Annotated in this window: 26 protein-coding genes; 12 read left to right on the top strand and 14 right to left on the bottom strand. The window is 66.2% G+C overall.

The window, feature by feature from the left end; all coding sequences use genetic code 11:
- Nucleotide 1: 1 nt before the first annotated feature.
- Together IEX41_RS17555 and IEX41_RS17560 are read left to right on the top strand one after the other, a co-directional pair.
- Nucleotides 2–1171 (top strand): M24 family metallopeptidase, encoded by a 1170-nt coding sequence (locus IEX41_RS17555; protein ID WP_188791619.1) that lies wholly within the window; start codon nucleotides 2–4, stop codon nucleotides 1169–1171.
- Nucleotides 1172–1191: 20 nt separating this feature from the next.
- Nucleotides 1192–1605, top strand: a complete 414-nt coding sequence (locus IEX41_RS17560; RefSeq protein WP_188791620.1) for a VOC family protein — start codon at nucleotides 1192–1194, stop codon at nucleotides 1603–1605.
- A gap of 459 nt (nucleotides 1606–2064) precedes the next feature.
- On the opposite strand, the gene IEX41_RS17565 is transcribed toward IEX41_RS17560, so the two are convergent.
- From IEX41_RS17565 to IEX41_RS17575, 3 genes are all read right to left on the bottom strand, one after another.
- Nucleotides 2065–3360, bottom strand: a complete 1296-nt coding sequence (locus tag IEX41_RS17565; RefSeq protein ID WP_188791621.1) for a TRAP transporter large permease — start codon at nucleotides 3358–3360, stop codon at nucleotides 2065–2067.
- Nucleotides 3361–3487: 127 nt separating this feature from the next.
- Nucleotides 3488–4036 (bottom strand): TRAP transporter small permease subunit, encoded by a 549-nt coding sequence (locus tag IEX41_RS17570; protein ID WP_188791622.1) that lies wholly within the window; start codon nucleotides 4034–4036, stop codon nucleotides 3488–3490.
- Between the two features lie 128 nt (nucleotides 4037–4164).
- Complete coding sequence (locus tag IEX41_RS17575; protein ID WP_188791623.1) at nucleotides 4165–5148, bottom strand: TRAP transporter substrate-binding protein; 984 nt, start codon at nucleotides 5146–5148, stop codon at nucleotides 4165–4167.
- A gap of 501 nt (nucleotides 5149–5649) precedes the next feature.
- Between IEX41_RS17575 and dusA the strand changes: the two genes are divergently transcribed.
- A complete protein-coding gene (gene dusA, locus IEX41_RS17580; protein ID WP_188791624.1) occupies nucleotides 5650–6648 on the top strand; it encodes a tRNA dihydrouridine(20/20a) synthase DusA in 999 nt (332 codons plus the stop codon).
- 501 nt (nucleotides 6649–7149) lie between these two features.
- On the opposite strand, the gene IEX41_RS17585 is transcribed toward dusA, so the two are convergent.
- From IEX41_RS17585 to ccmI, 3 genes are all read right to left on the bottom strand, one after another.
- Nucleotides 7150–7386 (bottom strand): DUF1289 domain-containing protein, encoded by a 237-nt coding sequence (locus IEX41_RS17585; RefSeq protein ID WP_188791625.1) that lies wholly within the window; start codon nucleotides 7384–7386, stop codon nucleotides 7150–7152.
- A complete protein-coding gene (gene ruvX / locus IEX41_RS17590) occupies nucleotides 7383–7859 on the bottom strand; it encodes a Holliday junction resolvase RuvX (protein WP_188791626.1) in 477 nt (158 codons plus the stop codon). Before ruvX ends, IEX41_RS17585 begins: the two co-directional genes overlap by 4 nt.
- 97 nt (nucleotides 7860–7956) lie before the next feature.
- Nucleotides 7957–9189, bottom strand: a complete 1233-nt coding sequence (gene ccmI / locus IEX41_RS17595; RefSeq protein ID WP_188791627.1) for a c-type cytochrome biogenesis protein CcmI — start codon at nucleotides 9187–9189, stop codon at nucleotides 7957–7959.
- 189 nt (nucleotides 9190–9378) lie between these two features.
- Here ccmI and IEX41_RS17600 point away from each other — a divergent pair, with 189 nt between their 5' ends.
- Nucleotides 9379–10623, top strand: coding sequence for a sarcosine oxidase subunit beta family protein (locus IEX41_RS17600; protein WP_188791628.1), 1245 nt, complete (start codon nucleotides 9379–9381; stop codon nucleotides 10621–10623).
- Between the two features lie 131 nt (nucleotides 10624–10754).
- Here the strand turns inward: IEX41_RS17600 and IEX41_RS17605 are convergent, their stop codons facing one another.
- Nucleotides 10755–11177 carry a hypothetical protein gene (locus IEX41_RS17605; RefSeq protein ID WP_188791629.1) on the bottom strand — a complete coding sequence of 141 codons (423 nt, stop codon included), beginning with the start codon at nucleotides 11175–11177 and terminating at the stop codon, nucleotides 10755–10757.
- 236 nt (nucleotides 11178–11413) lie between these two features.
- On the opposite strand from IEX41_RS17605, the gene IEX41_RS17610 reads away from it, so the two are divergent.
- From IEX41_RS17610 to IEX41_RS17630, 5 genes are all read left to right on the top strand, one after another.
- Complete coding sequence (locus tag IEX41_RS17610) at nucleotides 11414–11803, top strand: hypothetical protein (RefSeq protein ID WP_188791630.1); 390 nt, start codon at nucleotides 11414–11416, stop codon at nucleotides 11801–11803.
- A 102-nt stretch (nucleotides 11804–11905) separates the two neighbouring features.
- Nucleotides 11906–12217: a sarcosine oxidase subunit delta gene (locus tag IEX41_RS17615; RefSeq protein WP_188791631.1), complete on the top strand. Its 312-nt coding sequence runs from the start codon at nucleotides 11906–11908 to the stop codon at nucleotides 12215–12217.
- A 67-nt stretch (nucleotides 12218–12284) separates the two neighbouring features.
- Nucleotides 12285–15320, top strand: a complete 3036-nt coding sequence (locus IEX41_RS17620) for a sarcosine oxidase subunit alpha family protein (RefSeq protein ID WP_188791632.1) — start codon at nucleotides 12285–12287, stop codon at nucleotides 15318–15320.
- Nucleotides 15313–15882, top strand: coding sequence for a sarcosine oxidase subunit gamma (locus IEX41_RS17625; protein WP_188791633.1), 570 nt, complete (start codon nucleotides 15313–15315; stop codon nucleotides 15880–15882). The genes IEX41_RS17620 and IEX41_RS17625 overlap by 8 nt, the downstream gene beginning before the upstream one ends.
- 127 nt (nucleotides 15883–16009) lie before the next feature.
- The gene (locus tag IEX41_RS17630; protein WP_188791634.1) at nucleotides 16010–16609 is read left to right on the top strand and encodes a superoxide dismutase; all 600 of its coding nucleotides are present in this window, start codon (nucleotides 16010–16012) and stop codon (nucleotides 16607–16609) included.
- Between the two features lie 126 nt (nucleotides 16610–16735).
- Here the strand turns inward: IEX41_RS17630 and IEX41_RS17635 are convergent, their stop codons facing one another.
- Both IEX41_RS17635 and mnmC2 read right to left on the bottom strand, forming a co-directional pair.
- Nucleotides 16736–17629 carry a DMT family transporter gene (locus tag IEX41_RS17635; RefSeq protein ID WP_188791635.1) on the bottom strand — a complete coding sequence of 298 codons (894 nt, stop codon included), beginning with the start codon at nucleotides 17627–17629 and terminating at the stop codon, nucleotides 16736–16738.
- The gene (mnmC2, locus tag IEX41_RS17640; protein ID WP_188791636.1) at nucleotides 17626–18300 is read right to left on the bottom strand and encodes a tRNA (5-methylaminomethyl-2-thiouridine)(34)-methyltransferase MnmC2; all 675 of its coding nucleotides are present in this window, start codon (nucleotides 18298–18300) and stop codon (nucleotides 17626–17628) included. Before mnmC2 ends, IEX41_RS17635 begins: the two co-directional genes overlap by 4 nt.
- A 47-nt stretch (nucleotides 18301–18347) precedes the next feature.
- Here mnmC2 and IEX41_RS17645 point away from each other — a divergent pair, with 47 nt between their 5' ends.
- Nucleotides 18348–19388, top strand: coding sequence for an NAD(P)/FAD-dependent oxidoreductase (locus IEX41_RS17645; protein WP_188791637.1), 1041 nt, complete (start codon nucleotides 18348–18350; stop codon nucleotides 19386–19388).
- Here IEX41_RS17645 and IEX41_RS17650 read toward each other — a convergent pair.
- Nucleotides 19385–20578, bottom strand: coding sequence for a UbiH/UbiF family hydroxylase (locus IEX41_RS17650; RefSeq protein WP_188791638.1), 1194 nt, complete (start codon nucleotides 20576–20578; stop codon nucleotides 19385–19387). The two genes, IEX41_RS17645 and IEX41_RS17650, sit on opposite strands and share 4 nt — an antisense overlap.
- Before the next feature lie 116 nt (nucleotides 20579–20694).
- The gene (locus tag IEX41_RS17655) at nucleotides 20695–21351 is read right to left on the bottom strand and encodes a pyrimidine 5'-nucleotidase (protein ID WP_188791639.1); all 657 of its coding nucleotides are present in this window, start codon (nucleotides 21349–21351) and stop codon (nucleotides 20695–20697) included.
- 99 nt (nucleotides 21352–21450) lie between these two features.
- Here IEX41_RS17655 and IEX41_RS17660 point away from each other — a divergent pair, with 99 nt between their 5' ends.
- A complete protein-coding gene (locus IEX41_RS17660) occupies nucleotides 21451–22095 on the top strand; it encodes a GntR family transcriptional regulator (RefSeq protein ID WP_188791640.1) in 645 nt (214 codons plus the stop codon).
- A gap of 5 nt (nucleotides 22096–22100) precedes the next feature.
- On the opposite strand, the gene IEX41_RS17665 is transcribed toward IEX41_RS17660, so the two are convergent.
- Nucleotides 22101–23906, bottom strand: coding sequence for a glycosyltransferase family 2 protein (locus IEX41_RS17665; RefSeq protein WP_188791641.1), 1806 nt, complete (start codon nucleotides 23904–23906; stop codon nucleotides 22101–22103).
- Between the two features lie 201 nt (nucleotides 23907–24107).
- Nucleotides 24108–25247 (bottom strand): glutamine-hydrolyzing carbamoyl-phosphate synthase small subunit, encoded by a 1140-nt coding sequence (gene carA, locus IEX41_RS17670; protein WP_188791642.1) that lies wholly within the window; start codon nucleotides 25245–25247, stop codon nucleotides 24108–24110.
- Nucleotides 25248–25441: 194 nt separating this feature from the next.
- On the opposite strand from carA, the gene IEX41_RS17675 reads away from it, so the two are divergent.
- Entirely contained in the window at nucleotides 25442–25909 is a 468-nt protein-coding gene (locus IEX41_RS17675; protein ID WP_188791643.1) for a GatB/YqeY domain-containing protein, read from the top strand.
- 36 nt (nucleotides 25910–25945) lie between these two features.
- On the opposite strand, the gene IEX41_RS17680 is transcribed toward IEX41_RS17675, so the two are convergent.
- Nucleotides 25946–26842 (bottom strand): hypothetical protein, encoded by an 897-nt coding sequence (locus tag IEX41_RS17680; RefSeq protein ID WP_188791644.1) that lies wholly within the window; start codon nucleotides 26840–26842, stop codon nucleotides 25946–25948.
- Between the last annotated feature and the right edge of the window lie 5 nt (nucleotides 26843–26847).

The following is a 26847-nucleotide window of genomic DNA, read 5'->3' on the forward strand; positions in this document are numbered from 1 at the left end:
CATGAAGGACACCACCGCAACGCTTACCGGGTCGGAAGCGACCTTTCCGGCGGCGGAATACGACCGGCGGCTGGACCGGCTGCGCGCACGCATCCGCGAGGGCGGTGCCGAGGCGCTGCTGCTGACCGGCCCCGAGAACATCTACTGGGCCACCGGCCGCCAGACCGCCGGATACTTCGCCTTCCAGGCCCTCGTGGTGCCCGCCACCGGCGCACCGGTGCTGCTGGTACGCCAGCTCGAGGAAACCTCGGCCCGCGCAGGCACCTGGCTCGACGATATCCGCACCTGGCAGGACGGGCAGGACCCGGCTGCCGTGCTGGGCAAGCTCATCGCGTCGCTGAAGCTGGGCCGGATTGCCATGGAGCGCACCGGCTGGTTTGTCAGTCCGGCGCTGTCGGACGCCATGATTGCCGCGCTTGGCGACGTGACGCTGATGGACGGATCTGGCTGGGCCGAAGCGGCACGCATGGTCAAATCCCCCGCCGAACTGGCGGCGATGCGCCTTGCGGGCAGTTACGCCGATGCCGGCATGGCCGCCGCGCTCGAGGCCTGCCGCGCCGGGGCGTCCGAGAACGACATCGCCGCAGCGATGACCTCGGCTGCCATCGCAGCCGGGTCCGAGGCCATGGCGATGGAGCCGCTGGTCTCGTCCGGTCCGCGCTCGGGCATTCCGCACGCCACCTGGCGGCGGCGGACGCTCGAGGACGGGGACGGCGTGTTCCTTGAACTGGCCGCCAGTCATGATCGCTACCACGCCGCGCTGATGCGGGCCGCCTGGATCGGCCAGCCGCCAGAGGCGGCGCGGCACATGATGGATACCGCGCTGCGGGGCCTTGATGCCGCGCTCGGGGCAATCCGTCCCGGCGCGCCCTGCGCCGCCCCGCACGAGGCGGCGCAGGCAGTCATCGACGACGCAGGCCACACCGCCGCCTTCCGCAAGCGGGCGGGCTATTCCATGGGCGTCGCCTTTGCCCCCGACTGGGGCGAGGGCGGGATCCTGTCGCTTTTCACAGGCGTCGAGACGCCCTTGCAGCCCGGCATGGTGTTCCACCTGCCGATCACGCTGCGCGATTACGGCCGCTACACCGTCGGTGTGTCGGAAACCGTGATCGTCACCGAAACCGGGGCCGAGCCGCTGTCGCGGCTGCCGCGCGCCCTGTCCATCTGCTGACTTTCGAAAGGACCTGAAAGATGCAATCTCTCTTCCACCTCGCCTATCACGTCACCGATCTCGAGGCCGCCCGTGATTTCTACGGCCGCGTGCTTGGCTGCGCCGAGGGCCGCTCGACCGAGACCTGGGTTGATTTCGACTTCTTCGGCCACCAGCTGTCGCTGCACCTCGGAGAGCCCTTCCCGGTGACCCGCACCGGCAAGGTCGGCGATCACATGGTGATGATGCCCCACCTCGGTGCCGTGCTGCGTCTTGACGACTGGAAGGCGCTGGCCACGCGCCTTGAAGACGCGGGCGTCACCTTCGACATCCCGCCGGTCATCCGCTTTGAGGGCGAGCCGGGCGAGCAGCGGACCATGTTCTTCTTCGACCCCGCGGGCAACCCGATCGAGATCAAGGGCTTTGCAGATTTCGAAGGCCTCTTCGCCGCCTGATCCGGCAGCACATGACGCGGGGCAGGCGCCTTGCACGCAAACCCCCGGTCCTCGTGGCCGGGGGTTTTTCATGTATTCCATTTCGGGGTGGCGCTGTCCGTAGCCAAGTAAGTGGGAGTGCAGGGCTGCGGAACGGTACCGGGCGCGACTTGGGCATGACTGCAGATGCGGCACGGTGCCAAATGTGCGTCCGGCAGCCTGAGAACTGCCGTCGCAGGGGCTCGGGTCGTGCGGCTGGAGGGAGGAGAGCGAGAGCTGGCACCTGCGAGCAGAGAGCATGGACATACCTTAGCCGGGCTGAGACCAAGAACTGGACTATGCGTCCGGTGGAAAGTGCCTCGAGTCCAGAGACCCGGTGCCTGCGCTATGCCGCGCCGGGAGCCGCGCTCTATTTCGGATGGCATGAAAAACCCCCGACCACGAGGGCCGGGGGCGACAAGGAGCAGCTTGAAAGAAGGCTCAGCGCAGCATGTCGGGGACGACGCTGACGGTGCCCGGGAAGACGGCGATCAGGAAGACGAAGGCGGCCATGATAAGGAAGAACGGCATGGTCGCCCGGGTCACCTTGGCGATGCTGTCGCCGGTAAGACGCTGGATCACCGTAAGGTTGAAGCCGACGGGCGGCGAGATTTGCGCCATCTCCACCACGATCACGAGGAAGATGCCGAACCACACTTTGTCGTAGCCCGCGGCCTCGACCAGCGGCAGGGTGATCGGCAGGGTCATGACGATGATCGCGAGGCCCTCCATCACCATCCCGAGCAGGATGTAGAACACCAGCAGCACGGCGATGAGCGCGATGGGCGACAGACCCCATGCATTGATCGTGCCGGCGATGTAGCGCGGTAGGCCGAGGTAGCCGATGGCGGTGGACAGGAACATCGCGCCGACCATGATGAGGCCGATCATCGCGCTGTTCTCGGCCGCCTGGCGGGCGGCGGCGATCAGACCGCGCAGGTCCAGCTTGCGCTGTGCCACGCCGATGACGATGGCGCCGAGGACCCCGGCGGCGGCCGCTTCGGTCGGGGAGGCGATGCCGCCGTACATGGAGCCGATGACGAAGAGGATCAGCATCAGCAGTGGGCCAAGTTCCTTCAGAGCCGACAGCTTCTCGCGCAGGGTGGTCTTGGGCGGCACTTCTCCGATGGCGTCGGGCTTGAGAATGCCGCGCAGGCCGATGTAGCCCATGTAGGCCACGGCGAGCAGCGCGCCGGGCAGGATGCCGGCCATGAACAGGCGCAGGATCGATTCCTCGGCCATCACGCCGTAGATGATCATGATGGTCGACGGCGGGATCAGGAAACCCAGCGTGCCGGCCCCGGCCAGCGAGCCGATCACGAGCGAGCGGTCATAGCCGCGGTTCAGCAGTTCGGTCGCGGTGATGCGGCCGACGGTGACGGTGGTGGCGCCGGACGAGCCGCAGACCGACGCGAACATGGTGCAGCCCAGCACGTTGACATGGGCCAGCCGCCCGGGCACCCGGCGCAGCCATGGCGTCAGGCCGGTGAACAGCGCGCGAGAGATGTCGGTGCGTACCAGCACTTCGGCCATCAGGATGAACAGGGGCAGGGCCAGAAGTTCAGGCGAGGACAGAACGTTCCACGCCTGCTGCGCCAGAAGCTTGGAGACGGGCATCGCGGGGCGGAAAAGGCTGATCATGACCACGCCGGTGGCAATCAGGCCGAGGCCGATCCACAGGCCGGAACCCAGCAGCAGGGCCATCACGCCGACAAGGGAGGTGGCGATATTGGTCATTCGGGGGTCCTTTCAGGCAAGGGGGCCGGGGCGCTTGGGCACCCCTTGAGGGCGGAAGGCGCTGGCTGGCGCCGCGTGTGGGGCGAGGCGCCTGCGGCGTTCCTCGGGGGGGAAATCCAATGCGGTCTCAGTCGATCGCTTCGGCAACGGCCAGCGTCTCACCGCGGGCAAGACGCAGGGCCTGTCCGACGCATTGCAGCGTCAGCAGGGCAGCACCTGTGGCGGCGAGACCCTGTGGCATCCACAGCGGCGTGCGCACGACGGTCGACGAGGTGGAGCCTCGGTCGAAGGACAGCCATGCCATATCGATCAGCGCCCAGGCGAGCACGCCGCAGGCGGCGATGCCCACGAGGCATGCGGCCCACTCAAGGGCACGGGCGGCCGGGCGCGGCACCGCTTCGAGCACTGCGGTCACGCGCACATGTGCCCCGCGGCGCAGCGCATCGCCGGCTCCCATCATGAAGGCGGTGCCCATGGCATAGGCCGAGAAGTCCCATGAGTAGGGAAGCGAATGGCCCAGCACGTTGCGGGCGAAGATTTCGGCACTGATGAGGACGAAGATCACCAGCAGCGCGAGTCCGGCCACGAGGTTGGCGGCACGGGTCAGCGCGTCGATCGGGCCGATCAGGCTATCGAAACGACGGCTGGTGCCTGGCTGCGCGTCTGCGTGTGTCATGGTGTCCCTCTCTTGGGCCGCTGAGCGGTCTTGAAACAGGAATGGCGCGGCCGGACCGGGGGGGGAAGAGGATCTTCCGGCCGCGCCATCGGACGGTACCACGGGTACCGCCCGGTCGGGGGCGGCGATTACTCGCCGCGCACCGCGAGGTAGCTGTCGATAACCGGGGCCGCTTCGGGCACGCGCTCCTTGAAGGCGTCCCACAGCGGCATCGCGGCGTCGAGCAGCGCGTCCTGCAGTTCCGGCGACGGCGAGGTGACGGTCATGCCATTCTCTTCCAGAGTCGCGATCTTGGCGGCGTCCTCGTCGGCGGAGTTCTCCCAGAAGGAGCCTTCCAGCTCGGCCGCGGCGGATTCGATGGCCGCCTGATCTTCGGCTTCCAGCGCGTTCCAGGCATCAAGGTTCACGGTCACGATGTTCGACGATGCCTGCCAGTTGAAGCGGTTCATGTTGCCCATGAACTCCCAGAATGAGCCGTCGACGCCCGAGGAGGACGAGGTGGTCACACCGTCGATGGTGCCCGCCGCGAGCGAGGGAACGACTTCACCCCAAGGCATCTGAAGCGGTGCAGCACCCAGCGCGCCGAAGAAGGAGTCGCCGTTGGCGTCGACCACGCGGATGGTCAGGCCCTCGAGATCCTCGACGGTTTCGATGGGCTCGGGCGAGTACACGGCCTGGCCGGGCCACGGCACAATGTAGAGCAGCTTCTGGTTCATGTCCTCGGCGATGTCTTCGATCATCGGGCGATAGAACTTGTGCAACAGCGCAAGGTCCGGGAGGGTCGGGGCGAGGAAGGGCAGGGTCTCGACACCCAGCGCCGGGTTTTCGCCAACCTGCTGGCTCATCAGAATGTCGGCGATTGGCACGAGGCCGTCACGCACGGCGGCCATGCCTTCCGGGCCACGGATGCCCAGAGCGCCGCCCGAGTGCACGGTGATCTGCACGTCGCCGTCGGTGACCTCGTTCACGGTCTCGGCGAAGGTCATGGCGTTCTGGGTGTGGAAGTTGCCTTCCGGCCAGACCACCGACATGTCCCACATGGTCTGCGCGGCAGCAGCACTGCCCAGCGTCAGGCCCAGTGCGGTGGTGGCAAGCATAATTCCCTGTTTCATCTTATTGGTCCCTTGGATTGGTGGGCGCCCCCCGGCGTTTCGAGCGGCTTGGACGTATTTCAGTATACCATCAGTATCCATTAAAGGGGAGGGGCAAATTTTAGGGGCTCTGATCCGCGAGATGATTAAACATTCACCAAAGATGCAGGGGGGAGGCCGCTTTAGCGTAGTTTCGCGTCGATCTGAAAACTGGCCGTGGCGAGGCGTGGCCTGCAGAATCCTTCGCTATGGTACTCCGGAACCGCTGATCCCGGCGACCGCAATGGCGGTGCCGACTCGGACCATGGATGTCGCGCGGCCCTGCAGGGGCCCGGGTGAGGGAACAGTTGAAATGAGCGGGTCGGGCGGTTAGAGCATCGCCCTGTCGGCCCCGGGCAGCTGGCTTTGGTGCTTCCTCGGGAGGCGCTTGCGGCGGTGCCTTTGCGGAGCTGGCGGATCAATCCCCTGACCCGACCGCCCTCCCATGGGCGCCGACAGACGCGCGAGACTGGAGATGTCGTCATGACGAGCCCTGCAAACCGGGATCTTTCGAGAGCTGCCCGCCTGAGCGTGGCGCCGATGATGGACTGGACTGACCGTCATTGCCGGGCGCTTCACCGTCTGCTGTCCCGTGATACCCTGCTCTATACCGAGATGGTCACCGCCCCGGCGCTGGTACGGGGCGGCGCGCTGCATCTGCTTGACCACAGCGACGATGGTCCCGTGGCGCTGCAGCTTGGCGGCTCGGATCCAGCAGAGCTGGCCGAGGCCGCGCGGCTGGGCGCGCAGGCCGGGTACGATCAGATCGACCTCAACTGCGGTTGCCCGTCCGACAGGGTGCAATCGGGGACCTTCGGCGCGGTGCTGATGCGCTCGCCTGAACTCGTGGCCGATTGCGTCGCCGCCATGCGCGCGGCGGTGGACATCGAGGTCACCGTGAAATGCCGGATTGGCGTCGACGAGCAGGAGCCGCGCGAAGTGCTTCCCGACTTCCTCGAAACCGTCTCGGCCACCGGCTGCAGCCGGTTCGTTATCCACGCCCGCAAGGCGTGGCTCAAAGGGCTCAGCCCCAAAGAGAACCGCGATATCCCGCCGCTCGATTATCCGCTCGTGCACGAGATGAAGGCGGCGTTCCCGCATCTGCATATCTCGATCAACGGCGGGATCGAGAGCCTTGACGAGGTGCAGCAGCACCTTGCGCAGGGACTGGACGGTGTAATGATCGGGCGCGCGGCCTACCACCGCCCTTGGGATATTCTCGGGGAGGCCGACCGTGCGATCTATGGCACCGACCACGGGCTGTCGGCCGAGCAGGCGGTGCAGGAGATGCTTCCCTACATCGAGGCGCACCTAAGCGCCGGCGGGCGGCTGCATCAGGTTACCCGACATATGCTGGGGCTGTTTGCGGGGCGTCCGGGCGCCCGCGGCTGGCGCCGGGTGCTGTCCGAGCGTGCGACGCGCGACGGAGCCGGTACCGAGGTGGTCGAGCTGGCCCTGTCGCAGCTGACCGAACCGGCCTGAACGACACCCCATGGCGGGCGGGATCTTCAATTCGGGCTGGGCTTTTCAATTCGTGACCACAAACTCGTTTCAACAGGCGAGCCACCGTTGAATTTCGCCGTTTGCATGCAGGGCGACGGGGTATTGGTTTCGGATTGGATAGGCGTGAATGGATTTGCTTTCTCGTGCGCGCTCGGGACGTTGACGCAGCCTCCTTCGGTGGTGACGGCGATGATGGCGACGACACGGGGCCAGCGCGCCGGACGTTTCGGTGCGCAAGGTGCGGGATGACACCCCCTCCAAGGATCGCCTCGCGCTCGAGCTGCCAGTGAAGGACGTAGCCGACGCTCGGGCGTCCGCGCCAGTGGAGAGGAACGAGGATTTTCCTGAAGCCCTCGTCACTGTGACGCCAGAGGCCAGACCTATGTGCTTGCAGTGGACGGTGTGGCCGCCAGCGTGGGTGACGTGATGATCACCGGGTTCGCCGCCGACTGAGCGCGACGCAGGTCTAAGGCGCAGGTTTCAGGCGCGGCGGTTCAGCCGCGCCTTGCGGCCGCCGCGGCGTCGGGCGAGCTCTCCGGCGCGGTTCTGCAGGTCCGACATGATAGCGCGGCGCTGATCGGTGGTCAGAGTGGACCAGACGGCGATTTCATCGCGGGTGCGCAGGCAGCCGGTGCAGAGCCCGGAATCGCGGTGGATGACGCAGATCTTGATGCAGGGGCTTTCGATCTCGTCGCGTTTCCAGATGTCGTCGGTCAAAGGGCGCTCCGCAGATGGCGCAGCCGGTCGAGTGCGCCTTGCAGGATGAACGATGCGGCAACGTGGTCGATCAGCTCGGCACGCTTGGCGCGGCTGGTGTCCGCCTCGAGCAGAGCGCGTTCGGCAGCCACCGTGGACAGGCGTTCGTCCCAGTAGGTGATCGGGCTATCCCAGTGCTGGCGGAAGTTGCGGGCGAAGGCGCGGGTGGACTGGCAGCGCGGCCCTTCCGAGCCGTCCATGTTGCGTGGCAGGCCCAGAACGATGCCACCGATCTCACGCGCCTTGAGGATCTCCGCGAGGCGGCGGGCGTCTTCGGTGAACTTCTTGCGCTTGATGGTTTCAAGCGGAGTGGCCACGGTGAGCAGCCGGTCGGAGACCGCGACGCCGATGGTTTTCGTGCCGAGGTCGAGCCCGGCGATGGCGGTCATCGGGGTGAGCTCTGCGGCGAAGTCTTCGATCTGGTCGTGGATCACGGGCGTGGTTCCTGGCGGAAAGGGGGAGGGGGCTCTGCCCCCGTCCGCGGGGCGCGGACTCCCCCGGGATATTTACGGGTCAAAGGAAACGAGGGGGTCATCGCGTGACCCCGGCGGTTTCGGCGGCGGCGCGGATCGGGGCGAGGGCCTCGGGGCTGTCGGCAAAGATCTCCTGCGCCTCAGTCCAGATCTCGCGGGCGTGGTCGGTCTCATTCAGTACGCCCAGGGCCGAGATAAGCTGCGCCCATTCCTGCGGGGAGCCGCCATCGGTGGCAAGGCGCGCGCCGAGCCGGTCGACCATGCCGCGCACCATGTCGGCGCGGTCCTCGTCGCTGAGGTCTGCGGCGGCCTCCACGTCTTCGCGGCTTGGGCCGGCGAGGGCGGGTGCGGCGCCTTCGGGGAGCTGGTAGTCGTCGATACCGGCGGCGAAGGCGAGGTCGGGAATTTGTTCACGCACGGCGCCCACCCATGGATCGGTGGCGGCGCTGTCGCGCAGCAGCCGGTCCCAGATCCGGAAGGCGGCGTCTGGGCGGCCGGTCTGGGCCATCATCAGGCCGCCATAATAGCGCCCGACGCCGTTATCCTCGTCCCGGCGCATCACCTGCTCGAGGGCGCGTTCGGCCTCGGGGGAGACGTAGCCGCCGGCGGCGAGCACCATCATGTCCACGAGGTCGGCCCATTCGGTGGCGCTTGCCGCGTCGCCCTTGAGGTCCAGAAGCGCCGATTGTGCCTCGTAGGCGGCGCGGTAATTGCCCAAGGCTGCCTCGGACCGTGCCAGCAGCGCGTGGCCTTGGATGTCGTCGGGGCGGGTTTCCACGGCCGTGCGTAGGCGGGTCACCAGTTCCATGTAATCCTGCGGCAGCTCCGGTTGGGGCTGCTGCGGCACCTGGGCTTCGGCCTCGGCCTGGGCGGGACGATTCTGGCGGAAGGTCTCGGCGGCGGCAATGCGGTCCTTGAGGCCCAGATCGCCGTAGCCCGGCGCTCCAAGGGAGGTGTAAAGCCACAGGCTGCCGCCGGTCAGAACGAGGGCAATGAGCGCTATCATGACCAGCGAGGGCGCGCCACGGGACGGGGTGTCGGCGGTCGTCTCGCCACGGGCATCGGCGGCGAGGATGCGGCGGGCGATCTCGGTGCGTAGGCGCTCGGCTTCCTCGGGGGCGATGGTGCCGCGCGCGGCGTCGCGCTCAATCTCGCGCAGCTGGTCGCGGTAAACCTTCATGTCGAAGTCGCCGCTGGTGAGCGGGCCGCTGCGTCCGCGCAGGAGAGCGAGGCCAAGAAGGGCTGCCACGACAAGGGCTGCCGCCGCCGCGAGGATCCAGAACAGGGTCATGTTGTCTTCGGTCCACCTTCGCCAAACTCGGACCGGATGTATATGCGACGGCGCGGGGAAAAAACCCCAAACGGGCGCAAGCCATGCACAAGTCGCAAATGCCGAAGATTGATCCGGTTGCGATGATGTCTACATCTATGCTGAATTTGCTTCAGCAAGGGACAAGTCCCGTCCCGGATTCGAGGTCCGATGACACGTTACTCCGCCTTCGCCGTCGCCAAAGAGGCGTTTCGCTATCACACCGGATGGGGGCGTGCCTGGGGCAGACCCGAGCCGAAGAAACGCTACGACGTGGTCATTGTCGGGGCCGGGGGGCATGGGCTCGCCACCGCCTACTACCTTGGCAAGAACTTCGGGATCCGCAACGTGGCAATCATCGAGAAGGGCTGGCTTGGGGGTGGCAACACCGGCCGCAACACCACGATCATCCGCTCGAATTACCTGCAGGATCCGTCTGCGGCGCTTTATGAGAAGGCGCGGTCGCTCTATGAGGGGCTCAGCCAGGATCTGAACTACAACGTCATGTTCAGCCCGCGCGGCGTCATGATGCTGGCCCAGACCGAGCACGAGCTGCGGGGCTACCAGCGCACGGTACACGCCAACCGCCTGCAGGGCATCGATACCGAGATGATCTCGCCCCGCGAGGTCAAGCGGTTGTGCCCGATCATGAACATCGACGGCCCCCGCTACCCGGTGCTGGGCGCGCTCTGGCAGGCACGGGCCGGCACCGCGCGTCACGATGCGGTGGCCTGGGGCTATGCGCGCGCCTGTTCGGACATGGGCATGGACATCATCCAGCAGTGCGAGGTGACCTCCGTGCAACGCGAGGGCGGGCGCGTGTCGGGCGTGTCCACCACCAAGGGAGACATCGCCTGCGACAAGCTGGGGATCGTCGTGGCCGGGCATTCCGGCGTCATGGCCGAGAAGGCTGGCTTCCGCCTTCCACTGGAATCCGTGTCGCTGCAGGCGCTGGTGTCCGAGCCGATCAAGCCCTGCATGGACGTCGTTGTCATGGCCAACACGGTGCATGGCTACATGAGCCAGTCCGACAAGGGCGAGATGGTGATCGGGGGCGGCACCGACGGCTATATCAACTATGCGCAGCGTGGCAGTTACCAGCATATCGAGGAAACCGTGCGGGCGCTGGTCGAGACCTTCCCGATGATCTCGCGGCTCAAGATGCTGCGGCAATGGGCGGGGATCGTGGACGTGACCGGGGACCGCTCGCCCATCCTGTCGAAAACGCCGCTCGAGGGCTGTTTCATCAACTGCGGCTGGGGCACCGGCGGGTTCAAGGCGATTCCGGGCTCGGGATGGGGCTTTGCCGAGCTGATGGCGACGGGGCAGTCCCCGCTGACTGCTGAATTCGGGCTGGACCGGTTCCGCGAGGGGCGCTTCATCGACGAGAGCGTCGCCGCTGGTGTGGCGCACTGATGAGCCGCTGGTGTGGCGCACTGATGAGCCGCTGGTGTGGCGCACTGATGAGCCGCGAAGCGTGCATGGTTCCACGCTCAGGCAGGCCCGGCATACGTCTGGGCCGGTCCTGCGCTGAGCTGGCCGGAGGCTTACTTCCCGACCATGCTGCGCCGCATTGGTGGCAGCATCGGAGCAGGGGAGGCCAGACCGATCATCCCCGCAAGCGCCCCATGGCCTTCGTTGAGGGCGGGATTCCAGCTGTCGATGAACTCGCGCGCGACCGTGACGCGATCCTCCTCCCTGGCGAGGGGCAGGCCGCCGATGGCATCGCAACCAAGGGCCTCGGCCCGGGTCAGCATGCCGCCGGGGCCACGGTCGTCGTCGATGCAGCGGCCAAGGTCGTTGCTGTGCGCCACGTAGAGCACCTGGGCCTGCAGCGATCGGCCCTGCGGCATGCGCAGGAACAGGTAGACGGCGGGTGTGCCGGTGAAGTCCGTGTCGGTGGAAAACAGTTCCACGGGGTACGCGCGGCCCCGGTGGCTGGTCAGGGTAAGTGTCTGAAGTCTGCCCATGATGCTACTCTTTTTATGTGCCTCTTGCCGAATGTAGAGGCCAACGATTCCAGACCGGTTTACGGGGCGGTCCCCGGCTCTGAAAAAACCGCCCCAGACGCGGTCTGCCGGATTTTTCCGCTCATCTTTTGGCGGAATGCTGCCAATCGGGCGGTTGTTGGAAAAATCCGGCGGAACGAGAGCGCACGACCGAAGGTTGATCCCGCAGAAAACGCATCCTGTGAGGAGAAGCTCCAATGTCCGATTACACCGACCGTTCGAACACCCACGTGCCGCCGCGCGATCCCGCACACGATCCGGCCCGCACCACCACGACGACCACGACCACCACGAAATCCGGCAACTCCGGCATCGCCTTCGTGGTCGGCATCCTCGTGGTCATCGTCGCCGTGCTGGGCTTTGTCATTTTCGGCGGTGATGGCGACAGCACCCCTGCCGCGACCACTGGTGGTGACACCAATGTCGTCGTCGAGGGCGACGAGGCACCGGCAGCGGACAGCGGCGCAGCCATGGAAACCGCGCCCGCAGCCGAGGAAACCGCTCCGGCAACGGACGAGGCTGCCCCGGCGACTGATGATGCCGCCCCGGCTGACGACACCAACACCACGGCCCCTGCAGCCGACTGATCGCGGTGTCCCGATCGATCTGTCCGCTTCGGCGGGCCTGCCCGGTCTTGCGTCCAGCGCGAGGCCGGGCAACTCTTGTCCGCAATCGAAGGAGATCGCCCAATGCTGATCCTGCACTGCCCCTGCTGTGGCGAAGACGCCGCCGAGATCGACCTTGTGCCCGGAGGCGAGGCGCATCTGAAGCGTGAGGGGCCGGGCAGCAGCGACGAGGCGCTCGAGGATTACCTCTTTACCCGCGACAATCCCAAGGGCGTCGTGCTGGAGCGCTGGCGCCATGCCTATGGCTGCGGCAAGTGGTTCCTGGCCGCACGCAGCAGTGTGACCATGGAGGTCTACGGCACCTATGCCGCCCAGACCCATGCGCCGCCGCAGGACCTGCAGGATCATATCGCGGAACGGACGGGCGAGGCATGAGCCTTCGAACTTCGGAATCCTCCTTTGCCGGACGCGGGTTCGGCGCAACTGACAAGAGGTCCCAGCCATGAGCACGAGACTCGCCAGGGGCGGCCGGTTCACTGACCGGAGCAAGCAGATCGGCTTTACCTTTAATGGGCGCCGCTTCACCGGTTACGAGGGCGACACGCTGGCCTCGGCACTGCTGGCCGCCGATCAGGTCCTGCTGGGCCGCAGCTACAAGTTCCACCGCCCGCGAGGCATCGTGGCCTCGGGCCCCGAAGAGCCCAACGCGCTGGTGCATCTGGGAGAGGGTGCGCGGTTCGAGCCGGACCAGCGCGCCACCACCACCGAACTTTTCGACGGGCTGGTGAGCAGCAGCCAGAACCACTGGCCAAGCCTCGAGTTCGACGTGGGCGAGATAAACGCGAAACTGGCGCGCTTCCTGCCTGCGGGCTTCTATTACAAGACCTTCCTGTGGCCGCGCAGCTTCTGGAAACATCTTTACGAGCCGGTGATCCGGCAGGCGGCGGGCCTAGGGCAGGCACCGCATCCCGAGGCACGGGACGCGGACCGTTACGAACATTACCACGCCCATGTCGACCTTCTGGTGGTCGGCGGCGGCGTCGCGGGCCTGCTGGCGGCGAAGACCGCCGCCGAGGCTGGCGCCGAGGTACTTCTGATCGAACAAACCGCCCACTGGGGCGGACGTGCACCGGTGGACGGTGGTACCATCGACGGCATGGAGCCGGGCGCTTGGGTCGATGAGACCGTTGCCGCGCTGCAGGCCATGCCAAACGTGAAGATGCGCAGCCGCATGATGGGGGCAGGGGTCTATGACCACGGCTACGTCCTTGGCTACGAACGCCTCACCGACCACAAGCCAGGCGCGGCAGGTCCACGCCACCGGCTGTGGCGCATCCGTGCGAAACAGGTCATCACCGCGACGGGGGCCATCGAGCGCCCGCTCAGCTTTGCCGGCAACGATGTGCCCGGTGTGATGCTGGCCTCGGCGGTGCGCGATTACGTGGTCAACTGGGGGGTGGCCCCCGGTGATCGCACGGTCGTGGTCACCAACAACGACGACGCCTATCGCACCGCGATCCTTCTCAAGCAGGCGGGCCTCGATGTGCCCGCGATCATCGACGCGCGGCCCATGGGCGGCGGAGCGCTGATGCAGGAGGCCCGCGATCTTGGCATCAAGGTCGAGCCGGGGCGCGGTATCTCGAAGGTGCTGGGCGGTCAGAGGGTCAGCGGCGTGGCGATCTGCGATCAGACCGGATCGGGCGGCGAACTGGACACCATCGCCTGCGACGCGGTTGCCATGTCTGGCGGCTGGTCTCCGGTGGTACACCTCTTCTCCCATTGCGGCGGCAAGCTCGAATGGGACGCGGAGGGGCATTTCTTCCGCCCCGACGCCTCGCGCGCGCCCACCGGCGCGGACGGGGCGCCTTTCGTCAGCGCCTGCGGGGCGGCGAACGGCTTCCTCAGCCTGCCCGAAACGCTGCACTGCGCCGCCAAGGCTGGTGCCGCCGTGGCGGGCAAGCTGGGCCATGAGGCGACCGCCACGACGCCCGAGGCCGTCGTTACCCCCGAGTCGCCTCTGGCCCCGGTCTGGCTGATGCCCCAAGGCGCGCGGGCGGACCTGAAGATGAAGGCCTTTCTCGATTACCAGAACGACGTGAAGGTGTCGGACGTGCAGCTGGCCGCGCGCGAAGGCTACGAGAGCGTTGAACATACCAAGCGCTATACCACCCTTGGCATGGCGTCGGATCAGGGCAAGCTGAGCAACATCAACGGCCTTGCGATCCTAGCGGATGCGCTGGGCACGCCGATCCCGCAGGTGGGCACCACCACCTTCCGGCCCCCGTATACGCCGATCAGCTTCGGCGCCATCGCGGGCGAGGCGCGGGGCGATATCTTCCAGCCGCTGCGCCGCACCCCCATGCAGGACTGGCACGAGGCCAACAATGCCGCTTGGGAGATTGTCGGCCAGTGGCGTCGCCCCTACTGCTACCCGCGCGGCGGTGAGACCCGCCACGACGCGGTGAATCGCGAGATCACCGCCACCCGAGAGAGCCTTGGTCTGCTCGATGCCTCGACACTGGGCAAGATCCTTGTCAAAGGGCCGGACGCGGGCAGGTTCCTCGACATGATGTACACCAACATGATGTCGACGCTGCCGGTGGGCAAATGTCGCTATGGCCTCATGTGCAACGAGAACGGCTTCCTGATGGATGACGGCGTCGTCGTGCGCCTGTCCGAGGACAGCTGGCTGTGCCACACCACCTCTGGTGGGGCGGACCATGTGCACGCCCACATGGAAGACTGGCTGCAATGCGAATGGTGGGACTGGAAGGTCTACACCGCCAACCTGACCGAGCAATATGCGCAAATCGCCGTGGTCGGGCCGAACGCCCGCAAGCTGCTGGAAAAGCTCGGTGGCATGGACGTCAGCCCCGAGGCGCTGCCCTTCATGGGGTGGGCCGACGGCTCGCTGGCGGATACGCCGGTACGGGTCTACCGCATCAGTTTCTCGGGCGAGCTCAGCTATGAGATCGCCATCCCTGCGAACCGGGGCCGTGCCTTCTGGGGCAAACTGCTCGAGGCGGGGGCCGAGTGGAACATAACCCCCTACGGCACCGAGGCGCTTCACGTCATGCGGGCGGAGAAGGGCTTCATCATGATCGGGGACGAATCCGACGGCACGGTGATCCCGCAGGATCTGGGGCTGAACTGGGCGATCTCGAAGAAGAAGGACGACTACCTCGGCAAGCGGGCGCAGGAGCGGCACGACATGGCGCGCGGTGACCGCTGGAAGCTGGTGGGTCTGAAAACGCTCGACGGCTCGGTGCTGCCTGACGGCTGCTACGCGCCAGCCCCCGGCAAGAACGCCAACGGCCAGCGCAACACCCAAGGGCGCGTGACCTCGACCTACTGGTCGCCGACCCTCAAGAAGGGCATTGCCATGGGGCTGGTGCTGAATGGCCCCGACCGCATGGGCGAGGTTATTTCGTTCACCGCCGAGGATCAGGATGAAACCCGGGACGAGCTGACCACGGTCGAGGCACGCATCGTGAACCCGGTGTTCTTCGACCCGAAGGGAGAGAAACAGGATGTCTGACGTGATGGCCCCTAACGAAGGTGCCCGGTCCGAAGGGCTGATCACCGTCGAAGCCCTGCCGCCGCAGGGCCAGATCACCCTGCGCTGCGAGATGTCCGAGGACTATCGCACCAAGCTGTCGGACGCACTTGGCATGGCCTTCCCCGACCAACGCGGGTCCGTAACGGACGGGGACAGGGCGCTGCTCTGGATGTCGCCGGACGAGCTTCTGCTGCTGGTGCCCTATGATGCCGTGGATGGCGTGATGGAGTCGCTGAACGCCGCCTTCGACGGCTGGTTCATAGCGATCACCAATCTGTCCGACGCCCGCGCGCAGTTCCGTGTCAGCGGGCCTCACTTGCGTGATATCCTTGCCAAGGTCACGCCCACGGACATGGCCCCGCGCGGTTTCCCGGTGGGCGATGTGCGCCGGTCGCGGCTGGCGCAGGTGGCAGCGGGCTACTGGCTGCGGTCCGAAGACGAGGCGCAGGTGTTTGTCTTCCGCTCTGTCGGCGCTTACGCCTTCGAGGCGCTCAGCACGCTGGCGCAGCCGGGCGGAGAGGTGAATTTCCTGTCCGCCTGAAGATGTTGCCCTATCTGTGGACGGAACATCCGATGGATGTGCACGTTTAAACTGTGACACTCCTTGACCTCGCGTTCAGCAGGAATAGGAATGACTACAAATTCACTCAAGCCCGGAGGATATACCAATGGCTTTCGAACTTCCCGACCTTCCCTACGCACATGACGCGCTTGCCTCGAAGGGCATGTCGAAGGAAACGCTCGAGTATCACCACGATATCCACCACAACACCTATGTCACCACGCTCAACAAGCTGGTCGACGGTACCGAGTGGGCGGGCAAGTCGCTCGAAGACATCGTGACCGGCACCTACGACAAGTCCGCCGTGGCTCAGACGGGCCTCTTCAACAACGCGTCGCAGCACTGGAACCACACCCAGTTCTGGGAAATGATGGGCGCTGGCGACAACGCCATGCCGTCCGAGCTCGAAGCGGCCCTGAAGGACTCCTTCGGCACCATCGACAAGTTCAAGGAAGACTTCTCGGCAGCGGGCGCAGGCCAGTTCGGCTCTGGCTGGGCGTGGCTGGTCAAGGACACGGACGGTGGCCTCAAGATCACCAAGACCGAGAACGGCGTGAACCCGCTGTGCTTCGGCCAGACCGCCCTGCTGGGCTGCGACGTGTGGGAACACTCCTACTACATCGATTTCCGCAACAAGCGCCCCGCGTACCTTGCGAACTTCCTCGACAACCTGGTGAACTGGGAAAACGTCGCGTCGCGCATGTGATCCCGGACGGGCCGGGCTCCTCGCCCGGTCCCTCCACGAACCAAACGAAAGGCCCCGTGAGATGTCGCGGGGCCTTTTGACATTCATGCGCGAGCACCTCAGAGGCCCTGGGCGGTCAAGCGGCAGTCAGGGCACCCGCTTGACCGCTGGCTCCTGATTGCGCTTCTGCGCCCGCCAGAGAGTGAACAGCCCCGCCGCCACGATTATGCCCGCGCCGATGGCCACGTTGGTGCGCAGCGTCTCGCCAAAGACGGTCATGCCGATGGCGGTCGCGAACACCAGTTGCAGGTAGGCGAAGGGCTGCACCGCAGATGCCTCGGCCACCTCGTAACACTTGATGAGCGTGAAATGCCCCGCGGCGCCGGTGAAGCACAGCACGATCATCCACACCCAGTCGTCGCCGGACATGGGCTCCCAGTACCACATGCCGATGAGCGTGGCAGTGACAGATCCGGCCACGCCGGTCCAGAAGAACGAGGTCGCGGCGCTGTCCTTGCGCGCGGCGTAGCGCGTCAGCAGGCCATAAAGGGCAAACATCAGCGCGGCGGCCAGAGGCACGATGGCATAGGGCGAGAACACCCCGCCCGACGGTTGCAGGATGATGAGCACCCCGATGAACCCGACCCCGATAGCCATCCAGCGCCGCCAGCCAACCTTTTCCCCTAGGATGGGCCCCGACAACGCGGCGACCAGCAGAGGGTAGGCGGTGAAAATCGCATGGCTTTCGGTCAGGCCCAGCAGCACGAAGGCGGTGACCATCACGCAGATCTCGACCACCAGCAGAACGCCGCGAAAGATCTGCAGAAACGGCTGGGATGTGGCGGCAGCGGCGCGCAGCCCGCCGCCCTGACGCGAGGCGATGACCATCACGAAGGCGGCGAAGAACCAGTAGCGGATCATCACCACCATGTAGACGTTGTACGTCTCGGACAGGTGGCGCGAGACGCCGTCCTGCACCGCAAAGATCAGCGTTGTCAGAATCATGAGCCCGATCCCGAGCCGGGTGTTCTGCGTTGTCATCGGGAAAGCTCCGCCACGGTCATGTGCCTCTTTCGGCCATATCCCGGTGTCCGGGTCACGTCAAAGCCTGCGGCCTCGAGCGCCCGGCGCACGTGGCCCGCCGCCGTGTAAGTGGCTGCCGTGCCGCTCGGTGCGGTGTGGCGCGCGACCTCGGCCATGAGCCCCTCGCCCCAGAGCTCGGGATTCTTGGCGGGCGAAAAGCCGTCGAGGAACCACGCATCGGCCTTGTCCTGCCACGCGGCAAGGGTGGTGCGGGCATCGCCCTCAACCATCTCGAACCTCAGGTCCGGCAGGTCGATCCGGCGGGCTTCCTGCTCCCAGTACGGGGCAAGCTCGGCGGCAATGCCGGCGAGGTCCGGGAACTGCGCCTGTGCCCGGATCATGTCCGCCGCGCCAAGGGGGTAGGCCTCGAACGTGGTAAAGCGCAGCCGCCCCGGGCTGCCCGCCTCACGCCACAGCGCGAGCGTCGCCAACAGGTTCAGCCCGGTGCCGAAGCCCAGCTCGGCCACGTGGAAGCCATCCGTGAACCGCTCCGGCAGGCGATTGCCCGCAAGGAAGGTGTGCCGGGTCTCGGCCAGACCGTTGTCGAGCGAATAATAAGGGTCGTCGAAGCGGTCGGAGACGGGCACGTCTCCGTCACGCCAGTGCAGGGTGTCGGGCTGGTTCGTCATGGGGCTTTGTCCTAGAAGTGGTGCGACCATGCAGGGGAGTAGCGGCAATGGCAAGCAGCGACATAACGGTGCGCGGAGCGGGAATCTTCGGCCTCTCCATCGCCTGGGTCTGCGCCCGGGCAGGGGCGACGGTGACGGTCGTGGATCCTTATGGTCCGGCCGCCGGGTCAAGCGGCGGCATCGTCGGCGCGCTGGCCCCGCATGTCCCCGAGAACTGGAATGCCAAGAAGGCGTTTCAGTTGGACAGCCTGCTGATGGCGGGCGATTTCTGGGCCGAGGTCGAGGCTGTGGGCGGCGTGTCCCCCGACTATTCTCGCAGCGGCCGGTTGCAGCCCATCGCCGATGACGCGGGTCTGGAGCTGGCCCGCGCCCGCGTGCTGACGGCGCAGGACCTGTGGGGGGATGCCGCCGTGTGGGAAGTCCTCCCCGAGGGCGCTGCCGGCCCATGGGCGCCGGTCACGCCGTCGGGCTGGCTCATCCGCGACACGCTCACCGCGCGCATGTCGCCGCGCCGCGCCTGCGCCGCGCTGGTGGCGGCGCTGTCGGCCATGGGCGTAGAGGTCGTGCCCGAAGCCGAGGATCGCGGCGCGGTGCTCTGGGCCACCGGTTGGCGCGGGCTGGAAGAGCTGTCGCAGGGCCGAAGCCGCATGGTCGGCACGGGGATCAAGGGCCAGTCGGCGCTCATGCGCCATGATGCGGGCGACGTGGCGCAGGTCTTTGCCGGGGGGCTGCACATCGTGCCGCATGGGGACGGCACGGTCGCCATCGGCTCGACCTCGGAGCGGGAATTCGACGAGCCCACCTCCTGCGATGCGCAATGCGATGAGCTGGTCGCCCGCGCCCGCGAGGTGATGCCGGTGCTGCATGGCGCCGAGGTCATCGAGCATTGGGCCGGCGTTCGCCCCCGTGCCCGCAGCCGCGCGCCGATGCTGGGCGCGCACCCCGACCGGGCCGGGCATTTCATCGCCAACGGGGGCTTCAAGATCGGCTTTGGCATGGCCCCCAAGGTGGCGCATGTGATGGCCGCGCTCCTGCTCGAGGGGCGCGACGAGATCCCAGAAGGCTTCCGCGTCGAGGACTCGCTCTAGCCCTTGGCGCCTAGTCCCAGCTGCATCAGAGTCTTGCGCAGCGGGGCTATGCCGTAAAGTGCATCCAGCGCATGCGCCCGCGCATCGCGCAGCGGCGCGGCAGACAGCATGGAGGTGCGGTTGAGCAGGGTGATCCCTGCCACCCGCGCCCGGATGTCGGTGATCCGCGCCCGGTGGTAGGCATCCAGCATCGCCGCGTCCCCAAGCCGCTCGGGGGCCTTTACCGCCAGATCCAGAAGCGCTGACAGATCGTTCAGCGACATGTTCAGCCCCTGCGCGCCAATGGGCGGCACCACATGGGCCGCCTCGGCCACCAGCGCCAGCCGTTCGCCCGCGAGCCGCTCTGCATGTTGGGCAATAATCGGCCAGATGGTGCGCTGCGAGGCCAGTGTGAGCGGCCCAAGCAGGTGGCAGGACCGGTCGGACATGGCGGCCTCGAGCTCCGCGTCGGGCAGGCGGAACAGGGCCTCGGCCTTCGGTCCTTCCTCCATCCACACCACCGCCGAGGACGGCTTGCCGTCGTGGTCGGGCAGGGGAACGAGCGTGAACGGCCCGCCGGTGCGGTGCACCTCGGTCGAGACATTGCCATGGGGCAGGGGATGGTTCACGGCCAGCGCCAGCGCCTTCTGGCCAAAGCGCCGGGTCTTCGCCCCGATGCCCGCCGCCTGCCGCATGGGCGAGCCGCGCCCGTCGGCGGCGATCACCAGCCGTACCTGTTGCGAACTGCCGTCCGACAGACCCACGCGGGCGTGGGCGGCGCGGGTGAACAGCGTCGTCGTGGCGGTGTCGGGGCGGAAATCCACATTGGGCATGGCATCCAGATGCGCCGCCATCTCTCGGCGCAGCAGCCAGTTGGGCAGGTTCCAGCCAAAAGGCTTGTCCGAGATATCCGAGGCGTCGAAATCCTTGGTCACCCGAGGCTCGGTCACCTCACCGCCCGCATCGACGATGCGCATGATCTGCAGGGGCATCGCGTGCGGGGCGAGCCTGTCCCAAAGACCGGCCTTTTCAAGGAAGGCCTGCGCCGGTTGCAGGAAGGCGGTGGACCGCAGGTCGGCACCCTTGGCTTCGCGGTCGGTTACCGGTGGGGACGGGTCGACGCAGATCACCGAAAAGCCCGCCGCCCCGAAGGCCGCCGCCGCCGTCAGGCCCGCGATGCCGCCGCCCGAGATCAGAATGTCATGGTCCATGGCCGCTCTCCTTTGTGCCCTTATCTAGGGCGGGGGTGCGTCGCTGTCATCTCGCGAAGTGCCGCAGGGGGGGGGGCGGGTCGCCGGCCTAGTCACTGGCCCAGTTACTGGCCCGCTCAGGGGGCCGGGCGGGCGATGTCACGCAGGAAGGCGCTCAGGTCGTCGGTGTGATGCTCGATATGATCCCCCGGTCCGCGCTCCGGAGCAACGTGGATGGTGCGCATCCCCATGGCATGGGGGGCGGCAAGGTTGCGCGGGTCGTCCTCGAACATGGCGGCAATCGTTGGGTCCACGCCGTCGCGCTCGAACACCGCGCGAAAGGCGGCCTCTTCGGGCTTGGGGCGGTATCCGGCATGTTCCACGCCGTAGATCGCATCGAATGCAGCATCCAGGCCCCGCGCCTTCAGCACCTGCGCCGCATAGGGGGCGCTGCCATTGGTGTAGACGATGCGTCGCCCCGGCAGGTTGCCGATCAGCTCTGCCAGATGCGGGTCGGGGGTGAGCGCCTCGAAGGAGATGTCGTGCACCTCTTCGAGATAGGCGTCCGCGTCGATACGGTGCTCGGCCATGAGGCCCGCCAGCGTGGTGCCGTGCAGGTGCCAGTACTCCTTGCGCAGGCGGTCCGCCTCTATCTCGGCAAAGCCGGTGACGCGCATGACATAGGCGGTCATCTTCTTCTCGATCTGGTCGAAAAGCCGCACGGCAGGGGAATAAAGCGTGTTGTCGAGATCGAAGACCCAGGTGCGGACCTTCTCGAAAGGCTGGTGTGTCATGGCGCACAGGGTAATCTTTGCAGGGGCTTGCGGCAATGGGCGCATTGATAAGTCCGGGCTGTTGACGCTATCGTGGCCGGAACCAGCAAGGAGACCCCGATGAACCAGGCCCGGACGCCCAGCAAGGACGCCTACACGCTGATCCTCGATGCGATCGATTCAGGCGTCTACCGTCCCGGCGACCGGCTGGTAGAAAGCGAACTGGCGGAGCGCTTCGGTGTATCGCGCACGCCCATCCGCGAGGCCCTGCAACGGCTGGAAACCCAGTCCCTGCTGGCCCGTGACGGTCGGTCTCTCATTGTGGCATCGCTCGATCACAACCAGATGGCCGAACTTTACGTCGTGCGCACCGAGCTCGAAGGGCTTGCGGCGCGGCTTGCGGCCCGCCATGCCTCGGACGAGGAAATTCTGGTGCTGCGCGAGATGGTTGCCGAGGATCAGGCGCTGCTTGGTGATCCTTCGACCTTGGCACGGGCCAACCGGCGCTTTCACAAGATGATCCATCTGGCGTCGCACAACCGGTTCCTCGTGCAGCAACTTGACCTCGTGCACCGGTCCATGGCGCTGATGGCAACCACCTCGCTTGCAGCGGAGGGGCGGGGCCAGATCGCCCTTGGCGAACACGAGGCGATTGTCGATGCCATTGCCCGGCGCGACGAAGAGGCCGCCTACCGGGCACTGCGCGATCACATCTCGGTTGCCTTCGTCACCCGCCTTAAGCTCGATAGCCAGAAGGTCGATTGAAGCGATCACCGGGGCTGGTCCTCGGGGATCTCAGCGTCGGGCCGGTCCGGCGTCGAATGGCCGTGCATGGTCTTGTCCCAGTAGAACGGACGGGTGAGCAGCTCCCACGCGGCCTTGTAGGCGGCGATCGCGCCCAGTGGGAAGTAGAGGAACATGGTCGGCACCCATGGCAGCAGCCCCCTGTGTGGGCTGCGGCTGACAGCGGCAACCCCGACCATCAATGAGACCGCTTCGGCGCCGAGGAAACACCAGAGCAGCGCCGTCATCTGTCCTGTGCCGAGCCATGCGGCAAGCGGCGGGGCCCAGCCCGCGAGCACCAGCCAGAACGACCACAGCACGGGTGCCAGCAGGTATTGCATGAAGGCAGTGAGAAACACGAGTTGGAAGCCGAGGAACTTCCATGCTCCGAAATCGTGCAGCAGGCGCAGGGGGCGGCGCATGTGGACGCGCCAGGTGATCATGTATCCCTTGAGCCAGCGTGAGCGCTGCTTGATCCAGGGCCAGGGGCGGTTGTTGGCCTCTTCGCGGGTGACCACGGGGATCATCTCGGTGACATAGCCCCGACGGGCCAGGCGCATTCCGAGGTCCGCATCCTCGGTCACGTTGTGCGCATCCCAGCAGCCGACCCGTTCCAGCGCGTCGCGGCGGAAGAACACGGTCGTTCCCCCCAGCGGGATTGCGAAACCCAGCCGAGCGAGGCCGGGAAGCATAATGCGAAACCAGGTTGCGTACTCGATGGTGAAACAGCGAGACATCCAGTTGGCATGGGGGTTGTAGAAATCGAGAATGCCCTGAAGGCAGGCCACCTCCGGGGGCGCGCGCTGGAAATGATGGGCGACCTGCAGCAGCTGATCGGCGGCAGGAGAATCCTCGGCATCGTAGATCCCGACAAGCTCGCCCCGGGCAAAGCGCAAGGCGTAATTCATGGCGCGCGGTTTGGTGGTGATAGGGCCGTCCGGGACCTCGATCACCCGCATCCACGCTGGCAGCTCCGTTTCCGCCAAGGCCTTGCGCGTCGTGTCATCCTGCGCCTCGAGCACCAGCATCACGTCCAGCTGAGCGCGTGGATAATCAAGCCTGGAAAGCCGCTGCAAAAGGTCGCGCGCGATGTTCTCTTCGCGGAACAGCGGCACCAGCACCGAGAAGGGCGGGGTCGTGCGCGGCCTGCCGCCACCACCTCGCGGCGGGGTGCGACCGGCACAGAACGCGCTGAGCTTCAGGATCTGTGCCATGAGGAGTGTCGCCATGGCCACAAGAACCGCTGCGGAAAAGAACAGGTCCGGCCGCGCAATCAGCAGCCCGATGGCGAGCAGTGCGAAAGCCGCGCCAATGAGCGCAGCAAGCGGAGTGAGGCGGTCCATGTCCCGACAGCTGTCCGGCGCATCCACTTGCGTTTCGGCCCGTCGCACCATGTCCGAACCGTGCCGCGCAGCAATCTCGCCGTGGATGTCCGACTCGAGTGCGAGGGCCATGGCCACGCTCCCGATCTCGGCTGGCAGGGCAGCTTCGATCGCGTCAAAATTCTGCGGCTGCGAGGTGGCGATCACGATTGTGTCCCCGATGCGCAGCCAAGGCAGCGCCGAGAGCGTTAGGCATGTCTCGGGATCGAGCAGGCCGCTAAGCGACGAATCGACCGGATGGATGCTCCGGTCGAGCTGCAGGGCACCGTAGTGCAGGCTTTGCGCCTCGAGGACGTCTTGGGGGGTCGCCAGGCCATCTGTGACGACGACCTGAGCGAACTCGGCACCGCTGTTGTAGCTTTTGCCAAGCGTGCGCAATGTCTCGGCTGCATCGAGCTTGCGACGTTGCATCAGGATCGCGCCAAGTGGCCTTGTTCTTGGCGCGTCAGCCTGGGCCAAGTGGGCAGAGCGAGAACCTGGGTCCGAATTTTGCATGATCGGCTCCTGTCATGGGACAGGCTCAGATCATGCAAATTTCATGAACACGAGGTTAAATGTAGACCTGATTAACCCTTTTATATCCGTGTTAACATCATGTTAAGGGTTGGAGGCTTACATCATACTTACGAAGCGTTCGAAGAGATAGAAGGAATCCTGCGGGCCGGGGCTGGCCTCGGGGTGATGCTGTACCGAGAACACCGGCCGGTCGGACATACGGATCCCGCAATTCGACCCGTCAAAGAGCGACACGTGCGTTTCCATCACGCCTTCGGGCAGGCTCTGCGCGTCCACTGCGAAGCCGTGGTTCATCGAAGTGATCTCGACCTTGCCGGTTTCGACGTCCTTCACCGGGTGGTTCGCGCCGTGGTGGCCGTGGTTCATCTTGACGGTCTTGCCACCAAGCGCGAGTGCCAGCATCTGGTGACCAAGGCAGATGCCGAAGACCGGCAGCTTGGTGTCGTCGAGGATGCCGCGGATCATCGGAACCGCGTATTCGCCGGTTGCGGCGGGATCGCCCGGGCCGTTCGACAGGAACACGCCGTCGGGCTCGTGGGCGAGCACTTCCTCCTTGGTGGCGGTGGCGGGCAGGACGGTGACGTCACAGCCAGCCGACGCAAGGCAGCGCAGAATGTTGCGCTTGGCACCGTAGTCGATGGCAACGACCTTCTTCACCGGGTTGGTCTGCGGCTGGTAGCCTTCGGGCCAAGCCCACCGCATCTCGTTCCAGCGGTAGGACTGGGCGCAGCTGACGCCCTTGGCGAGGTCGACACCGGTCAGGCCGGGGAAGGCACGAGCCGCGGCAACGAGCTTTTCCACGTCGAAGTTGCCGTCCGGATCATGGGCCAGCGCCACGTGCGGCGCCCCCGACTGCCGGATGGCACGGGTCAGGCGCCGAGTGTCGATGCCGCCAATGGCGATCCGCCCGCGCGACGCGAGCCATTCCGACAGTTCCTGAACCGCGCGCCAGTTCGACGACTGGGTGGGCATCCACTTGACCACCATGCCCGCCGCCACGGGATCCTGCGTCTCGTCATCTTCGGGGGTGACACCGACGTTGCCGATGTGCGGGAAGGTAAATGTCACAATCTGGCCCGCGTAGGACGGGTCGGTCATGATTTCCTGGTAACCGGACATGGCGGTGTTGAAGCACAGCTCTGCCTCGGTCTGGCCGGTAGCGCCGAAGCCCTGACCATAGAACAGGGTACCATCTGCAAGGGCAAGACAGGCGGTCGGTTTAGGGCTTGCGGGCATGGCGCGACTCCTCTGGCGGCGTGGGAACGGCAAATCTCGCCTTAGGTAAGGCTTGACGCAAAAAGGGTCAAGGGCGGTCATGAAATGAGAAATCTATTGAAATCAGATGCTTGCGTCGGCGTGGCCCGGAGTTGCGCCGGGTGGGGCGTTTCGATAGGTTAGTCTTTTCCCAAGACATCCAAGATAGGGCATCCATGGATCTGCGTGAACGCATCTCGACAGCAACGAAGCAGGCGATGAGGGACAAGGCGTCCCAGCGCCTCTCCACGCTGCGGCTGATCAACGCCGCCTTCAAGGATCGCGACATTGCGGCCCGCGCCGACGGCAATGACGGCGGCGTCGGCGAGCCTGAACTTTTGGCGATCCTGGCCAAGATGGTGAAGCAGCGGCGCGAGAGCGTGCGCACCTACGAAGAGGGTGGGCGGCTCGATCTTGCTGAGGCGGAATTGGCGGAGATCGCGGTGATCGAGGAGTTCCTCCCCAAGCCGCTCAGCGACGCCGAAGCCGAGGCGGCAGTTGACGCCGCGGTGGATGAGATCGGTGCCAGCTCGATCCGGGACATGGGGCGCGTCATGGGCGTGCTCAAGACCCGCTACCAAGGGCGCATGGATTTCGGTGCCGCAGGCACGATGGTAAAGAACCGGCTCTCGGCGGCAGGCTGAGACGCAAATTCCTTGCAAAGGAATTTGGGCGCGGCCTCAGGGCGAGGCGAACTCGTCCGAGACCCGCGCCCAATCTTTTTCCGGTAGGGCAAAGCGCTGCACGAAACGGGTTTTGAAGCCCACCCGCCCGCGCCGTGCCCCGAAATTCTCGCCGTGGTTCAGAACGTAGAGCACCGCCGGTGGGGTCAGTGCCTGCAAGGGCCGTCCGGCGAGGCGTGCGAGATAGGGGAACATCCGGTGTTCATGCTGGGTCATCGCCTTCAGGAACGCGGCGCTTTGCGGCAGGGCCGGGTCGTGCAGGATCGCGGCGCATGAACCGCAGAGCTTCCAGAATGGTTTGCGCAAAGGCTGCGACAGGCTGCGCGCCCCGGCGAGGGCAACGTCGCCCGTGGCATGATCCATGACATAGCCGTCCTCGACCAGCCAGCCGGGGGCAGGGGCGGACAGCATTCGTTCCACGGTGCCATCCCGCAGCAGATCATCCGCATCGAAGCTCATAACCAGCGCGGGGCGCGTGGCCACCTGTGAAAGGTGGTCATAAAGAGTGGCGAGCTTGCGCCACTTGTCGTTGCCGGGCGTGGGGTCCTCGAAGGGCAGCCAGTGCAGCCGCGGATCGTCCGGCAGGGGCGGGCGCTGCTGGCAGCAGATCACCGCCTGCCATGGTCCGGCCTGGCGGCGAAAGCTCTCGATGGTCTGGGCAAGGCGCTCCGACACCGCAGCCCAGTCGCCCACGTGCTCGGGGCTAACCAGTGGCACGAGAAAGATCACCTCTTCGGCGCGGGGCATCGCGCGGCCCCTCTGCGCTGCGCGCAGGTCAAGAGCGGCCCCTTCGGAGGGGCTGCGCGCCAGCGTGCGGGCGCGAGAGGAGCTAATCGAGGCCGCTGCAAGAAGGGCGGCGCGCCGGGTCTTGGGGGTGGCGGGGGCCTGGGCCATGGGGC

The sequence above is a fragment of the Salipiger pallidus genome (assembly GCF_014643635.1).
GTDB lineage: Bacteria > Pseudomonadota > Alphaproteobacteria > Rhodobacterales > Rhodobacteraceae > Salipiger > Salipiger pallidus.

Coding starts and splice junctions, on each gene's coding strand:
- IEX41_RS17555 (WP_188791619.1), top strand. CDS start 2: ATGAAGGACACCACCGCAACGCTTACCGGGTCGGAAGCGACCTTTCCG.
- IEX41_RS17560 (WP_188791620.1), top strand. CDS start 1,192: ATGCAATCTCTCTTCCACCTCGCCTATCACGTCACCGATCTCGAGGCC.
- IEX41_RS17565 (WP_188791621.1), bottom strand. CDS start 3,360: ATGACCAATATCGCCACCTCCCTTGTCGGCGTGATGGCCCTGCTGCTG.
- IEX41_RS17570 (WP_188791622.1), bottom strand. CDS start 4,036: ATGACACACGCAGACGCGCAGCCAGGCACCAGCCGTCGTTTCGATAGC.
- IEX41_RS17575 (WP_188791623.1), bottom strand. CDS start 5,148: ATGAAACAGGGAATTATGCTTGCCACCACCGCACTGGGCCTGACGCTG.
- dusA (WP_188791624.1), top strand. CDS start 5,650: ATGACGAGCCCTGCAAACCGGGATCTTTCGAGAGCTGCCCGCCTGAGC.
- ccmI (WP_188791627.1), bottom strand. CDS start 9,189: ATGACCCTGTTCTGGATCCTCGCGGCGGCGGCAGCCCTTGTCGTGGCA.
- IEX41_RS17600 (WP_188791628.1), top strand. CDS start 9,379: ATGACACGTTACTCCGCCTTCGCCGTCGCCAAAGAGGCGTTTCGCTAT.
- IEX41_RS17605 (WP_188791629.1), bottom strand. CDS start 11,177: ATGGGCAGACTTCAGACACTTACCCTGACCAGCCACCGGGGCCGCGCG.
- IEX41_RS17610 (WP_188791630.1), top strand. CDS start 11,414: ATGTCCGATTACACCGACCGTTCGAACACCCACGTGCCGCCGCGCGAT.
- IEX41_RS17615 (WP_188791631.1), top strand. CDS start 11,906: ATGCTGATCCTGCACTGCCCCTGCTGTGGCGAAGACGCCGCCGAGATC.
- IEX41_RS17620 (WP_188791632.1), top strand. CDS start 12,285: ATGAGCACGAGACTCGCCAGGGGCGGCCGGTTCACTGACCGGAGCAAG.
- IEX41_RS17625 (WP_188791633.1), top strand. CDS start 15,313: ATGTCTGACGTGATGGCCCCTAACGAAGGTGCCCGGTCCGAAGGGCTG.
- IEX41_RS17630 (WP_188791634.1), top strand. CDS start 16,010: ATGGCTTTCGAACTTCCCGACCTTCCCTACGCACATGACGCGCTTGCC.
- IEX41_RS17635 (WP_188791635.1), bottom strand. CDS start 17,629: ATGACAACGCAGAACACCCGGCTCGGGATCGGGCTCATGATTCTGACA.
- mnmC2 (WP_188791636.1), bottom strand. CDS start 18,300: ATGACGAACCAGCCCGACACCCTGCACTGGCGTGACGGAGACGTGCCC.
- IEX41_RS17645 (WP_188791637.1), top strand. CDS start 18,348: ATGGCAAGCAGCGACATAACGGTGCGCGGAGCGGGAATCTTCGGCCTC.
- IEX41_RS17650 (WP_188791638.1), bottom strand. CDS start 20,578: ATGGACCATGACATTCTGATCTCGGGCGGCGGCATCGCGGGCCTGACG.
- IEX41_RS17655 (WP_188791639.1), bottom strand. CDS start 21,351: ATGACACACCAGCCTTTCGAGAAGGTCCGCACCTGGGTCTTCGATCTC.
- IEX41_RS17660 (WP_188791640.1), top strand. CDS start 21,451: ATGAACCAGGCCCGGACGCCCAGCAAGGACGCCTACACGCTGATCCTC.
- IEX41_RS17665 (WP_188791641.1), bottom strand. CDS start 23,906: ATGCAACGTCGCAAGCTCGATGCAGCCGAGACATTGCGCACGCTTGGC.
- carA (WP_188791642.1), bottom strand. CDS start 25,247: ATGCCCGCAAGCCCTAAACCGACCGCCTGTCTTGCCCTTGCAGATGGT.
- IEX41_RS17675 (WP_188791643.1), top strand. CDS start 25,442: ATGGATCTGCGTGAACGCATCTCGACAGCAACGAAGCAGGCGATGAGG.
- IEX41_RS17680 (WP_188791644.1), bottom strand. CDS start 26,842: ATGGCCCAGGCCCCCGCCACCCCCAAGACCCGGCGCGCCGCCCTTCTT.